General features: G+C 65.5%; 11 protein-coding genes and 1 riboswitch. Of the genes, 8 read left to right on the top strand and 3 right to left on the bottom strand.

Annotation, left to right across the window (positions count from 1 at the left end; translation table 11 throughout):
- Window positions 1-12: 12 nt before the first annotated feature.
- On the bottom strand, window positions 13-210 hold the full coding sequence (locus X265_RS01350) for a DUF1674 domain-containing protein (protein WP_128963283.1): 198 nt from the start codon (window positions 208-210) through the stop codon (window positions 13-15).
- 187 nt (window positions 211-397) lie between these two features.
- Here X265_RS01350 and X265_RS01345 point away from each other — a divergent pair, with 187 nt between their 5' ends.
- The 3 genes from X265_RS01345 (at window position 398) to purH (ending at window position 5,376) form a co-directional block, all read left to right on the top strand.
- Complete coding sequence (locus X265_RS01345) at window positions 398-1,744, top strand: RsmB/NOP family class I SAM-dependent RNA methyltransferase (RefSeq protein ID WP_128963282.1); 1,347 nt, start codon at window positions 398-400, stop codon at window positions 1,742-1,744.
- Between the two features lie 157 nt (window positions 1,745-1,901).
- Entirely contained in the window at window positions 1,902-3,620 is a 1,719-nt protein-coding gene (locus tag X265_RS01340; protein WP_164938958.1) for a heparinase II/III family protein, read from the top strand.
- Window positions 3,621-3,680: 60 nt separating this feature from the next.
- Window positions 3,681-3,762, top strand: a riboswitch (ZMP/ZTP riboswitch).
- A gap of 24 nt (window positions 3,763-3,786) precedes the next feature.
- A complete protein-coding gene (purH, locus tag X265_RS01335) occupies window positions 3,787-5,376 on the top strand; it encodes a bifunctional phosphoribosylaminoimidazolecarboxamide formyltransferase/IMP cyclohydrolase (protein ID WP_128963280.1) in 1,590 nt (529 codons plus the stop codon).
- Window positions 5,377-5,525: 149 nt separating this feature from the next.
- On the opposite strand, the gene X265_RS01330 is transcribed toward purH, so the two are convergent.
- Window positions 5,526-6,911, bottom strand: a complete 1,386-nt coding sequence (locus X265_RS01330; protein ID WP_128963279.1) for an MFS transporter — start codon at window positions 6,909-6,911, stop codon at window positions 5,526-5,528.
- A 103-nt stretch (window positions 6,912-7,014) separates the two neighbouring features.
- Between X265_RS01330 and ggt the strand changes: the two genes are divergently transcribed.
- The gene (gene ggt, locus X265_RS01325) at window positions 7,015-8,763 is read left to right on the top strand and encodes a gamma-glutamyltransferase (RefSeq protein WP_164938368.1); all 1,749 of its coding nucleotides are present in this window, start codon (window positions 7,015-7,017) and stop codon (window positions 8,761-8,763) included.
- An 87-nt stretch (window positions 8,764-8,850) separates the two neighbouring features.
- Window positions 8,851-10,146 (top strand): MFS transporter, encoded by a 1,296-nt coding sequence (locus X265_RS01320; RefSeq protein WP_128963278.1) that lies wholly within the window; start codon window positions 8,851-8,853, stop codon window positions 10,144-10,146.
- Between the two features lie 27 nt (window positions 10,147-10,173).
- On the opposite strand, the gene X265_RS01315 is transcribed toward X265_RS01320, so the two are convergent.
- Window positions 10,174-10,839 (bottom strand): glutathione S-transferase family protein, encoded by a 666-nt coding sequence (locus X265_RS01315; protein ID WP_128963277.1) that lies wholly within the window; start codon window positions 10,837-10,839, stop codon window positions 10,174-10,176.
- A gap of 148 nt (window positions 10,840-10,987) precedes the next feature.
- On the opposite strand from X265_RS01315, the gene X265_RS01310 reads away from it, so the two are divergent.
- The 3 genes from X265_RS01310 (at window position 10,988) to X265_RS01300 (ending at window position 13,702) form a co-directional block, all read left to right on the top strand.
- Window positions 10,988-11,584 (top strand): DUF2239 family protein, encoded by a 597-nt coding sequence (locus X265_RS01310; RefSeq protein ID WP_128963276.1) that lies wholly within the window; start codon window positions 10,988-10,990, stop codon window positions 11,582-11,584.
- A gap of 85 nt (window positions 11,585-11,669) precedes the next feature.
- The gene (locus X265_RS01305; protein ID WP_188637426.1) at window positions 11,670-13,004 is read left to right on the top strand and encodes an MATE family efflux transporter; all 1,335 of its coding nucleotides are present in this window, start codon (window positions 11,670-11,672) and stop codon (window positions 13,002-13,004) included.
- 89 nt (window positions 13,005-13,093) lie between these two features.
- Window positions 13,094-13,702 (top strand): 2-hydroxychromene-2-carboxylate isomerase, encoded by a 609-nt coding sequence (locus X265_RS01300; RefSeq protein ID WP_128963274.1) that lies wholly within the window; start codon window positions 13,094-13,096, stop codon window positions 13,700-13,702.
- Window positions 13,703-13,781 lie beyond the last annotated feature (79 nt).

Here is a 13,781-nt window from a genome sequence, read left to right as displayed (position 1 = left end):
AGGCCGCTGGCCTCAAAAATCCGAGGCGATGCCTTTGCGCTCCCAATCGCCGTAGCGCGTCGGCTCGGGTCCCTTCGGCCCCTGCAACTCCTTGGGTGCCGTCCCGGCTTTGGCCGCGGCAGCTTGCCGGCGGGCCTCGGCTTCGGCCAGCGCGCGCTGGGCGGCCGGCGGCAAGGGCTTGCGGTCGGGAGCGGGAGGCTGGTCGTTCATTGTTCGGGTCCTAGCGCAGGATCGAGACCGGCGCGACGTCCAATAACGCATTGCTGAAATGGCAGCCAAGGGCTGAAATCGCCAGAGGCCATTCTTACATTTGGCATATTCGCATGCCACACAAGGACTTCTTAAGGCATGCGCCCCTTTCGGCGGAACTGCCGCTCGCTCAGAACCTTACGTCCGCATGCCATCTCAACGTTTTGCTCCTCCCTCCGAAGTGCCCGGTCTCGCGGCGCGGCGGATCGCTGCCGACATCGTCGACGGCGTTCTGCACAAGCACCGCACGCTTGACGACCAGCTCGACGGCTCCGGCGCCCATCCCGGGCTGAAGACGCTCGCCGACCGTGATCGCGCGCTGATGCGGCGGCTGGTTGCAACCATCCTGCGCCGGCTCGGCACGCTCGGCCATGTGCTGTCGCGCCTGCTCGACAAGGGCATCCCATCCGATGCGCCGCGCGCGCAGAGTGCACTGCTGATCGGCGCCGCCCAGATCCTCTGGATGGACGTGCCCGATCACGCCGCGGTCGATCTCTCGGTCCGTCTGGTGCAATCCGACCGGCGCGCCGCGCGCTATGCCGGCCTCGTCAACGCGGTGCTGCGCCGCTGTGCGCGCGAGGGCCAGGCGCTGGTCGAGGAGGTCGCGACGCAATCGCTGGACCTGCCGCCTTGGCTGCTGGCGCGCTGGAGCGCGCATTACGGCGAGGCAACCGCGCGGGACATGGCGCTCGCGCTCGGCCACGAGCCTTCACTCGATCTGACCGTGAAGTCCGACGCCGCGCAATGGGCGACCCGACTGCATGGCGAGGTGCTGCCGACCGGATCGGTGCGCACGCTGCTGCACGGCTCGGTCACGATGCTGCCCGGCTTCGCCGAAGGACAATGGTGGGTGCAGGATGCCGCCGCCGCGCTGCCGGTCCGGCTGTTCGGCGACATCAAGGGCAAATCCATCGCCGATCTCTGTGCCGCTCCCGGCGGCAAGACCGCGCAGCTGGCACTGGCAGGCGCCCATGTCACGGCGCTTGACCGCTCCCCGGCCCGGGTGGCGCGCCTGCGCGAAAATCTGACTCGGCTGTCGCTCCAGGCCGAGACCGTGGTCGCTGACGCAGTGGAATGGACGGGACCGGCAGAGGGCTTCGATGGAATCCTGATCGATGCGCCCTGCACCTCGACCGGGACGATTCGTCGGCATCCCGACGTCGCATGGCTGCGGCAGGAATCCGATGTCGCCGCAATGACGGTTCTGCAGCAGCGGCTTCTGCGCAAATCCGTGTCGCTGCTCAAGCCCGGCGGCACGCTGGTTTACTGCACATGTTCGCTGGAACCCGAAGAAGGCGAGCAGGCGATCGCTACGCTGCTGGCCGCAGAGCCCGCGCTTCGCCGCGTGCCGATCGAGGCCAGCGAGGTCTGCGGGCTCAGCGAGATCATCACCAAAGAGGGCGATCTCCGCACTTTGCCGAGCCACCTGCCGCACGCCGACCCGAAGCTCGGCGGGCTCGACGGATTTTTCGCGGCCCGGCTCGTTAAATCCTGATTTTGCACCGGATTTTGCTGCCACCAGCCTGATTCGGGGCCTTTCAAGGTGGTGTCAGACGCCCGATTTTGGGATTAATAAGGATTCGTCGGAATCCTCTCCCCCTTCAAGGCAAGGCGTGTCGGTCGCTCAACGCAGACGTATCTCGACGCTGGTGATGAACCGCTTCGCGCGGAACATGCTCGCGCGCGCGAGCGGTGGTTCCGTGGCGCTGTCGCGGGTCTGGCCCGGGCGGACCGATCGGCTGATCATCGCGCCGCATGACTTGCGCACCGCGGATGCGACGCGCGCCGCCGAGATCTATGCCGGACGCTTCGTATTCGCCGGCAAGATCGTCAACTGCCACGGCCGCTCGATCTTCGATCTCGATCCGCCCTCCGAGGACTGGGAGGTCGCGCTGCTCGGCTTCGGCTGGCTCCGGCACCTGCGCGCCGCCGACACCGCCCTGACCCGGGCGAATGCGCGCGCATTGGTCGAGGACTGGATCGGCAACCCCGCCAACAAGCGCCGGCCGGTCGCCCGCCGCGCCGACGTGCTGGCGCGCCGCGTGATCTCGCTGCTGTCGCAGGCGCCATTGGTGCTCAACGACACCGACAACAAGTTCTACCGCCGCTACCTGCGCGGACTCGCACGCGAGATCCGCTTGCTGCGCTACACCATGGTCAACATCCCGGACGGTGTGCCGAAGCTCCAGGTGCAGATCGCGCTGTGCTACACGACGCTCTGCCTCGCCAACCAGGCCCGTCATATCCGCAGCGCGTCGAAGAAGCTCTCGGACGAATTGCAGCGGCAGATCCTCCCCGACGGCGGACACATCTCCCGCAATCCGGGTGCGCTGATCGAGCTCCTGATCGACCTGCTGCCGCTGCGACAGACCTTTGCCGCGCGCAACATCGCGCCTCCGCCGGCCTTGCTCAATGCGATCGACCGCATGATGCCGATGCTGCGCTTCTTCCGGCACGGCGACGGCAATTTCGCGCTGTTCAACGGCATGAGCGCGACGCCGTCGGACCTGCTCGCGACGTTGCTCGCCTATGACGATACCCATGGCGCGCCGATGGCGAACATGCCGCACACCGGCTTCCAGCGCCTCGATGCCGGCCCGACCACTGTGATCATCGACACGGGCCCGCCGCCGCCGCCCGGCGTCAGTCACGATGCACATGCCGGCTGCCTGTCGTTCGAATTGTCCTCCGGCACCAGCCGCATCGTCACCAATTGCGGCATGCCGACCACAGGCCGCGACAATTGGCGGCCCTTCGCGCGCGGCACCGCGGCGCATTCGACGCTGACTTATCACGACACCTCGTCCTGCCAGTTCGTCGAGATGTCGGCAATGAAGCGGCTGCTGCACGGCGCACCTGTTATCAGCGGCCCCCACGATGTCGAGAGCTATCGCGAGATCGTGCAGGACGGCACGCTGCTGACGACCTCGCATGACGGCTATCTTGCCAAGTTCGGCGTGATCCATCGCCGCGTGCTGATGGTAGCCAATGACGGCGCGCGGATCGACGGCGAGGACACGCTGTCGCCGCCCCAAGGCGCGCGCCTCAAGGGTGCCGGCGCCGATTTTGCGCTGCGCTTCCACCTGCATCCGGCGGTCAAGGCGAGCCGGCTCTCGGACGCACGCGGCGTCATGCTGGTGCTGCCGAACCGCGACGTCTGGACCTTCGAAGCCCTGGACGACAAGGTCGATCTCGAGGACAGCGTGTTCCTGGCCGGCAATGACGGCCCGCGCCGTACCGCCCAGATCGTGATCCGCCAGGACGCCCGTCAGGCGCCCTCGATCCGCTGGAGCTTTGTCCGCTCCTCCGCCTCGCCCGCGGTGACCAATGCCCGCCGCAACGCCCGGCGCGAGCCGGAACTTCCGCTGTAAAAGAGGCACGATTCGGCACGATCTGAGCGTTGTGAACGACGCCGAAAACTGCTATCGAGCGCTCGTTCGCGCGACTGGCGACCTTGGATGGAGCACCATCGGGAAGCGCGACAGATATCCGCCGCGCGCCTGGGCATAGACACTCCCTTAGCAGAGGATCTTGCTCATGACTGACCACCCCCGCCGCGTCACCCGCGCCCTTCTCTCCGTCTCGGACAAATCAGGCCTGATCGAGTTCGCCAAGGCCCTTGCCGCGCATGATGTCGAGCTGGTCTCGACCGGCGGCACCGCGAAGGCGGTCGCCGCGGCCGGCCTCAAGGTGAAGGACGTCTCCGACCTCACGGGCTTCCCCGAGATGATGGACGGCCGCGTCAAGACGCTGCACCCGAAGGTACATGGCGGCCTGCTCGCGATCCGCGACAACAAGGAGCATGCGGAGGCGATGAAGGCGCACGGCATCGCGCCGATCGACCTGCTCGTCGTCAATCTCTATCCGTTCGAAGCCACCGTCGAAAAAGGCGCGGGCTTCGAGGATTGCATCGAGAATATCGACATCGGCGGACCCGCGATGATCCGCGCCGCCGCCAAGAACCATGACGACGTCGCCGTCGTGGTCGAAGCCGACGACTACAAGGCCGTGTTAGAGGAGATCGCCAACAACGGCGCGACGACGCTGAAGCTGCGCCGGCGGCTGGCCGCAAAGGCCTATGCCCGCACCGCGGCTTACGACGCCGCGATCTCGAACTGGTTCAATCGCCAGCTCGAAATCGATGCGCCCGACTTCCGCGCCTTCGGCGGCAGGCTGATCCAGTCGCTGCGCTACGGCGAGAACCCGCACCAGACCGCGGCGTTCTATGCCACGCCCGACAAACGCCCGGGCGTCTCGACCGCACGACAGCTCCAGGGCAAGGAGCTCTCCTACAACAACATCAACGACACCGATGCGGCCTATGAGTGCATCGGCGAATTTGACACCAAACGCACCGCGGCCTGCGTCATCGTCAAGCACGCCAATCCCTGCGGCGTCGCGGAAGGCGCTAACCTCGTCGAGGCCTATCGCAAGGCGCTGGCCTGCGATTCCACCTCGGCCTTCGGCGGCATTATCGCGATGAACCGGCCGCTCGATGCCGACACCGCGCGCGAGATCACCAAGATCTTCACCGAGGTGATCATCGCGCCAGATGCGAGCGAAGAGGCAATTGCCATCATCGGTGCGCGCAAGAATTTGCGCCTGCTGCTTGCCGGCAGCCTGCCGGATCCGCGCGCGCCTGGCCTGACCGCCAAGACCGTCGCGGGCGGCCTTCTGGTGCAAAGCCGAGACAACGCCGTGGTCGACGACATGACGTTCAAGGTCGTAACCAAGCGCGCGCCAACCGACGCGGAGATGCGCGACCTCAAGTTCGCCTTTCGCGTGGCCAAGCACGTCAAGTCCAACACCATCATCTACGCCAAGGATCTCGCCACCGTCGGCATCGGCGCGGGCCAGATGAGCCGCGTGGATTCAGCGCGGATCGCGGCGCGCAAGGCGCAGGATGCGGCGAACGAGCTGAAGCTCGCCGAGCCGCTCACCAAGGGTTCGGTGGTGGCGTCGGACGCATTCTTCCCGTTCGCCGACGGCATGCTCGCCTGCATCGAAGCCGGCGCTACTGCCGTGGTGCAGCCCGGCGGCTCGATGCGCGACGACGAGGTGATCAAGGCCGCCGACGAGCACGGCATCGCCATGGTGTTCACGGGAACGCGGCACTTCAGGCACTGATTTATCAACTCGTCATTGCGAGCGAAGCGAAGCAATCCAGGATCCGTTCGAGGAGGCAGTCTGGATTGCTTCGTCGCCAGCGCAAAATTGCCACGCAATTTTGTCGTGGGCTCCTCGCAATGACGGGGGATGGGATTGCGCGATGCGCGCTACTCCCGCACCCGCATCAGCAGCGCCAGTCCTGCGACGAAGAACACCACCAGCAAGGCCATGCCGGCCTTCTGGCTCGCGGTCACTGCGGTGATCACGCCGATCAGCAGCGGGCCGATGAAGGACGTCACCTTTCCGGTCAACGCGAACAGGCCAAAATACTGGGCGATGCGGTCCTTCGGCGCGAGGCGGATCAGCAGCGTGCGTGACGCGGCCTGAAGCGGGCCCCCTGCCGCGCCGATCAGGCAACCCAGAACGACATAGGCGCGCTCGGCGGCGGCACCAAACAATGGACCGCCAGGCACTGGCGGTGCGACCTTGACGAACAGCACGCTGTCCTTGTCGACGAGCAGGATCGCCGCCACGGAAAGCAGCAGGATCAGCATGCTGCCGGCGATGACGCACTTGGGACCGAGGAAGTCGTCGAGCTTGCCGCCAAGCCACGCCCCGAAGGTGCCGGCGATGGCGAGGATGATTCCGAACGTGCCGATCTGGATCGTGTGCCAGCCGAACGTGCCTGCGGCGTAGATGCCGCCGAATGCGAACAGCGACACCAGGCCATCGGTGTAGATCATGTTGGCGAGCAGGAACGCGGCGAGCGACTTCTGCTGCGGCAAGCTCTTCAGCGACCGCCTCAGATTGGCGAGGCCTTCGTGCAGCGCCTCGCGCACCGGACGCTTCGCCGGATAATCGGGCGTGAACAGGAACATCGGCGTGACGAAGACGATGAACCACAGCCCGGTCAACGGTCCGGCAGCGCGATCGCCTTCGTGGGTGGCGGGATCGAGCCCGAACAGCGGTGTGAAGCCAAGCAGCGTGCGACCAGTCTCGGGATTGGCAGCGAGAAAGCCGAGCACGATGATCAGGCTGACGATGCCGCCGATATAGCCTGTGGCCCAGCCGGTGCCAGAGAGCCGGCCGATGCGCTCCGGCGGCACCAGCGTCGGCATCATCGCATTGTTGAAGACGGTGGCGAATTCCGCGCCGACGCTGGCGAGCGCGACCGCGGTCAGCAGCGGCGGAATGACGGCGTGATCGCCGGGCTTGCCGACCCACAGCGCGCAGGAGGCCAGCACCAGCACCGCGCCGAACGCAGCGATCCAGGGCTTGCGGCGGCCCGCAGCGTCCGCGATGGCGCCGAGCACGGGCGACAACAGCGCAATCGCCATGCCGGCTGCTGCCATGGCAAATCCCCACAGCGATTGCCCCGCGGCGGGGTCCGGCGCGACGCTGGTGGCAAAATAGGGCGCGAACACAAAGGTCGTGATCAGCGTGAAATAAGGCTGCGCGGCCCAGTCGAAGAAGATCCAGCTGGCGACGGCGGCGCGCGGCGGATAGGTCCGCGGGGCGCCGGCCATGCGCGCGTCCGGGGCGATCGTCGTCATTGCGCAGTCCTCATCACAAACAGTTTTGTCCCTCTTAGCGTAAACCGTATAGCATTGCAGCGCGGTGCGTGAATTAGCCCGAAGGCTCGGCGGAAATTTGATCATGGCGTCAATTTCGACACGGCGAAGTTTTCTTGCGCTTCTCGCCACCCTGGCGTTTGGCCTTGCATCAGCGACCGCGCAGGATGCGCGGCAGGCTTATGTCCCACCTGCGCTCGACACCGTGCACGCTGTCCGTGCCGAGCACGGCATGGTGGTGGCGCAGGAAAAGATATCCGCGCAAGTCGGTGCCGATATCCTGCGGCGCGGCGGCAACGCCGTCGATGCGGCGGTCGCGACAGGCTTCGCGATGGCGGTGACTTATCCGCGCGCCGGCAATGTCGGCGGCGGCGGCTTCATGCTGATCCATTTCGCCGAGCGCAACGAGGACATCGCGATCGACTATCGCGAGACCGCGCCTGCAGCGACCACGGCGCAAATCTTCCTCGGACCCGACGGCAGGCCTGATCCCGCCAAGTCGCGCGATTCCGGGCTTGGCATCGGCGTGCCCGGCACGGTCGCCGGCTTTGCGCTGGCACTCGAGAAATACGGCTCGGGCAAGTTCACGCTGGCGCAACTGCTCGAACCGGCGATCGCGCTCGCGCGCGACGGATTTATCGTTACCGACGACATCGCCGATACGTTGCCCGGCTGGTCCGCGCGGCTCGCGCGCTGGCCATCCTCCGCAAAGATTTTTGTGAAGCCCGACGGCAGGCCCCTCGGTGAAGGCGACAGGCTGGTGCAGAGCGATCTCGCCGACACGCTGGCGCGTGTCGCCGCCGAAGGACCGCGCGGCTTCTACGAGGGAGCGGCGGCGGAGAAGATCGCCAAGGCCGTGTCGGACGCCGGCGGCATCATGACGCCGGCTGACCTGAAGGCCTATCGAGCCGTGATCCGCACCCCGGTGCGCGGCACCTATCGAGGCTACGACATCGTCTCGATGCCGCTGCCGTCGTCGGGCGGCGTGGTGCTGCTGGAGAGCCTCAACATCCTCGAAGGTTTTCAGCTCGCGGACTTCAAGCAGGGCTCGCCTGCGTCGCTGCATCTGTTGATCGAAGCCATGAAGCGCGCCTACGCGGACCGGGCGCGCTATCTCGGCGATCCCGCCTTCGTCAACGCGCCGATCGAAACGCTGATTGCGAAGGACTATGCCGCCAAGCTGCGCGCCGGCATTTCCACCGGGCACGCGACGCCGCCAAAGGATCTCGTGGCCACCGCCGCCTCGCCGCGGGAGGGCAGCAACACCACCCACTATTCCGTCGTCGACAGCAGCGGCAACGCGGTCAGCAACACCTATACGCTGAACTTCAGCTACGGTGTCGGTCTCGTCGCAGACGGAACCGGCGTGCTGCTCAACAACGAGCTCGACGATTTCACCGCGGCCGTCGGCGCCTCCAATGCTTACGGCCTCGTGGGCTACGAGGCCAACCTGCCCGGACCGGGCAAGCGGCCACTGTCCTCGATGTCGCCGACCATCGTGCTGAAAGACGGAAAGCCGGTGCTGGTGACGGGCTCGCCCGGCGGCAGCCGTATCATCTCGACCGTGCTGCAGGTGATCGTCAACGTGCTTGACTACAAGATGGACATTGCAGCCGCGGTCGCCGCGCCGCGGTTGCATCATCAATGGCTGCCGGACGAGGTGCGCGTCGAGCACGGCTTTCCCGACGATGTGATGTTCGAGCTGAAGGCAATGGACCATCTCATCGTCGAGCCGATGGGGCAGACGTCGGCCAATTCAATTCTCGCGACGCCGAACGGGCCGCTCGGCGCGCCCGATCCGCGCACGCGCGGTGCGGAAGCGGCGGGACAGTAACGCTGTCCTTGCATGGCACGGCGGCTTGCGTCGCGACCTGCGCGTGCTACCACCGCCGGGCAGAAGATTTTTGCCGGGGAAACGCACATGACAACAGCCGATCCGACTGGACGCATCGAGCGCGCCGAGATCGAGGATACCAGCCTTCTCGCCTTTTATCGCGACATGAATGTCGCCGAGCGCCGAACCTTCTGGGCCTGCGCGGCGGGCTGGGCGCTCGACGGCATGGATTTCATGATCTATCCGCTGGTGATCGGCACCATCATCGCGTTGTGGAAGGTCGATGCGGGTTCTGCCGGTCTTGCCGGCACGGTAACGCTGCTGGCTTCTGCCATCGGCGGCTGGCTTGGCGGTTATCTCTCCGATCATATCGGCCGGGTAAGAACACTTCAGATCACCATCATCTGGTTCTCGGTCTTCTCGCTGGTCTGCGCAATCGTGCAAAACTTCGAGCAAGTGCTGATCGCACGCGCCGTGCTGGGCCTCGGCTTCGGCGGCGAGTGGGCCGCCGGCGCCGTGCTGATGGGCGAGGCGATCCGGCCTCAATATCGCGGGCGCGCGGTCGGCTCGGTGCAGTCGGGCTGGGCCGTCGGCTGGGGCCTTGCGGTGCTGTCGCAGGCGATCCTGTTCTCGCTCATGCCGGCGGAGACGGCATGGCGCTGGATGTTCGTGATCGGCGCGCTGCCGGCGCTGCTGGTGTTCTACATCCGCCGCTCCGTGACCGAGCCGGAGGTCGCAGCCGCCGCACGCGCCAGGCACGCGGAAACGGGCAGCCATCCAAAGCTGTGGGAGATCTTCACTTTCCCGATCGTGAAGACCACGGTTCTGGCCTCGCTCATGGCCACCGGCTGCCAAGGCGGCTATTACGCCGTCACCTTCTGGGTGCCGCAGTTCCTGACCAAAGAGCGGCATCTGTCGATCGTCGGCTCGACCGGCTATCTCTCGACGCTGATCATCGGCTCCTTCATCGGCTATCTCACAGGCGCCTGGCTGGCCGACCGGATCGGCCGGCGCAACCTGTTCCTGATCTTCTCCATCGGAGCGATGGCCGTGGTGCTGCTCTATACGCAGCTGCCGCTGACCAACGAGATTCTGTGGGTGCTCGGTTTCCCGCTCGGCTTCTTCGCCTCGGGCTATTTCTCCGGGGTCGGCGCATTCCTGACCGAACTCTTTCCGACGCGGCTGCGCGGCTCAGGTCAGGGCTTCTGCTACAATTTCGGCCGCGGCATCGGTGCGCTGTTTCCATTCCTCGTGGGCGCGCTGTCGGCGACGACGTCGCTGGCCAATGCGATCGCGATCTTCGCGGTCGTCGCCTACGCGGTGTTTTTCATCGCCGCCTTCGCGCTGCCGGAAACGCGTGGGCGCGTGCTGCACGCCGATTGAGAGGTCATCGCGGGGCGGCGAGGAAACTTACCGCCCCACTTGGTATGTGCCGCCCTTCTCGAGGGCGCGCGCATAGGCCGGTCGCGCATGGATACGCTCCAGGAACGCCATCGCCTTCGGATGGCCCTGCTCCAGCCCACCGCGCGCTTGCGCGGCTTCGAGCGGAAAGCTCATCTGGATATCGGCGGCCGTGAACGCGTTGCCGGCGAACCATTCGCTTTTCGCGAGCTCACCTTCCCAGTAGTCCATATGCTGCTTGAGCTGCGGATTGACCAGCGCGGTCAGCGCCTGGTTCGAGACCTTGCGTACCAGCGGACGAAGCAGCGCCGGCGCGCGCTTCGGCATCAGCGTGAACAGCAGCTTCAGCAGCAGCGGCGACATCGCCGATCCTTCCGCATAGTGCAGCCAATAGGTGTAGCGGAGCCGCTCCGGTGTATCGGGCGGCGGGATCAGCCGGCCCTTGCCGTAGGTGGCGATGAGATATTCGATGATCGCGCCCGACTCGGCGATGGTGTTGCCGTTGTCGGTGATGATGGGCGACTTGCCGAGCGGATGGATCGCACGCAGCTCCTTCGGGGCGCGCATATCGGGCTGACGCTGGTAGCGCACGATCTCGTAAGGAACGCCCAGCTCCTCGAGCAGCCACAGCACGCGCTGCGAGCGCGAATTGTTGAGGTGGTGGACGGTCAGCATCGCGAGATCCTCAAGATTTGAGCGTGGTTGGTCCGCCGGGTACCTGCCAGTCCGGGAACATAATGTCGAGCCATCGCCGCGGGTATTTCACCCGGGTATATTGACGGCGGCTATTTACCCGGGTATTAAGCGACCTGACGTCGTCAATATGGCAATGATTTCAATGCAGAGGATTTTTACGGCCTTCCAGGGGCCGCGTCGCCTGGTCTCCGGGCCGGCTGGAGAGGTCGCGCTGGTCGTCAAGCGGGTGGCGCCGCGGCCGGACGAGCCCATCGTCATCTTCGAGGATGCCACGGGCCGGTCGATCGACTTCGATCTGCGCGGCGGGGATCGCGAGGTGCTGGCACGCCTGGCGAAGCTGATCCCGCCGCCGGTCGAGGAGACTGCCGCACCGACCGAACCGCGCGGGCGCGGCCGGCCCAAGCTTGGCGTCGTCGCGCGCGAGGTGACGCTGCTGCCCCGGCACTGGGAATGGCTCGGCGCGCAGCCGGGCGGCGCCTCGGTCGCGCTGCGCAAGCTCGTCGACGAGGCGCGGCGCGCAAGCGGAGACAAGGACCGCGAGCGACAGGCGCGCGATGCGGCGTATCACTTCATGTCGACCATGGCTGGCAATCTGCCGCAGTTCGAGGAAGCTTCGCGCGCGCTGTTTGCCGATGACCGGCGGCGCTTCACCACGCTGATCGCCGAATGGCCTACCGACATTCGCGACCACATCGTCAAGCTCGCCTACAGCGACCGCGCGTAGACGCGCGCAGCAAACCCTCACCCATCAACGGCCGAGCCGCGCATTGCGCGGCAACGGTCCTGCATGCCCGATGAAAGGCACTCCCATGTCCGCTTCAATACCGCTCTGGAAAAACTTCCTGCGCTTTCTCACGCCGTTGATGCTGAGCAATGCGCTGCAATCCCTGTTCGGCACCGTCAGCAATGTCTATCTCGGCCATATGATCGGCGTGGACGCGCTCGCAGCCGTCTCGACTTTTTTCCCGGTGTTCTTCTTCCTGTTCGCCTTCGTCATGGGATTGAGTACGGGTGCCACCGTGCTGATCGGCCAAGCCTTCGGCGCGGGCGAGCACGGCCGAATCAAGATCGTCGTCGGCACCACGCTCGCGGCCGGCCTGCTGCTCTCGATATCGATTGGGCTGCTTGGCGGCCTTTTCAGCCGGCGGCTGATGATGGCGCTCGCAACGCCTCCCGACATTCTCGACGCGGCCAGCGCCTATACTCGAACCATGATGCTGACGATGCCGCTCGGGTTTGTCTTCCTGCTGATGACGGCGATGATCCGCGGCGTCGGCGATGCCGTGACTCCGCTGCTGGCGCTGGCGATGTCCACGACGATCGGCCTGGTCCTGACGCCGATGCTGATCCGCGGCGCGGTCGGCATCACCAGTCCAGCCTGGGCGGCTGCAATCTCCAATGCGCTGACGCTGATCGTGCTGGCGGCCTATCTGCTGCGCAAGAAGCACGCTCTCGCGCCTGATATCGCGCTGCTGCGCCATGTCAGGCTCAACCGCGCGGTGATCGGACAAGTCCTGGGAATTGGATTGCCCAGTGCGGTCGGCATGGTCGTGATGGCCATTGCCGAGCTGGTTCTGCTCGGCCTGGTCAACGGCTTTGGATCGGACGCCACCGCGGCCTACGGCGCCGTGAACCTGGTGATGGGCTATACGCAGTTCACGGCGATGTCGATCTCGATTGCGGTCTCGATTCTCGGGGCGCACGCGATCGGCGGCGGCGACCGGGCACGGCTCGATGGCATCGTCCGCACCGGGCTTGCGTTCAACCTCGTGCTGACCGGCGGACTGGTGGCGTTGATCTATCTCGCCCCGCGCACCGTGCTCGGCATCTTCATCACCGACGGCGCTGTGCTCGATCTGGCGAAGGGCCTGCTCTTCGTCGCGCTGTGGAGCTCAGTGCCCTTCGGCCTGGCCACTACGTTCTCCGGCGCGATGCGGGCCGCCGGCGTGGCGCTGACGCCGATGCTGCTGTCCATCTTCGCGATTGTCGCGATCGAGCTGCCGTCCGCGATATTCCTCAGCCGCGTCGTCGGCCTCGAGGGCGTCTGGGCCGCCTATCCGATCGTGTTCTGCAGCATGTTCGTCCTGCAGATGGGCTTTTACCTCCTGCTGTGGCGCAAGCAGGCGATCCGGCGCTTGATCTGATCGCCAAGATATTATGATCATCATTAAACGGTGGACCTGCGCCGCGCCCTGCGCCACAATGGGCAAAAGCGACCTCAGGGAGAACGAATTTGCCCCGCATAGCCCCGCAATTCCTGTTCGATTTCGGCAGCCCGAACGCCTATCTCAGCCACCTGGCGATCGCGGCGATCGAGCAGCGCATCGGCGTCAAATTCGAATATGTGCCGATCCTGCTCGGCGGCATCTTCAAGTCGACCAACAACAGATCGCCGGCCGAGACGCTCGCAGGCGTCAAGAACAAGCGCGAATTCCAGCAGGTCGAGACCGAGCGCTTCATCAAGCGCTTCCACGTCCAGCCCTATGTCTGGAATCCGCACTTCCCCGTCAACACCCTCAACCTGATGCGCGCGGCGATCGCAGCACAGCTCGAGGGCGTGTTCGAGAAATACGTCGATGCCGCCTTCCACCACATGTGGCGCGAACCGAAGAAGATGGACGATCCTGAAGTCGCCGCGAAGGCGCTGGCGTCCTCGGGACTCGACGCCCAAAAACTGTTCGCCCGCGCCCAGGAGGGCGAAGTGAAGGGCAGACTGATCAAGAACACCGAGGAGGCGGTCGCCCGCGGCGCGTTCGGCTCGCCGACGTTCTTCGTCGGCAACGAGATGTTCTTCGGCAAGGAACAGCTGCGCGAGGTCGAGGAGATGGTGCTGGGAATGTAGTCCCCGCATCTGGCGACAGAATGTGATCGTTGCCCCTTTCTGGATTGCTTCGCTTCGCTCGCAATGACGTCTATAGATA

The sequence above is a fragment of the Bradyrhizobium guangdongense genome (assembly GCF_004114975.1).
GTDB lineage: Bacteria > Pseudomonadota > Alphaproteobacteria > Rhizobiales > Xanthobacteraceae > Bradyrhizobium > Bradyrhizobium guangdongense.
Note: the sequence above shows the minus strand (reverse complement) of the source record. Positions and strands in the feature narration are given on the sequence as shown.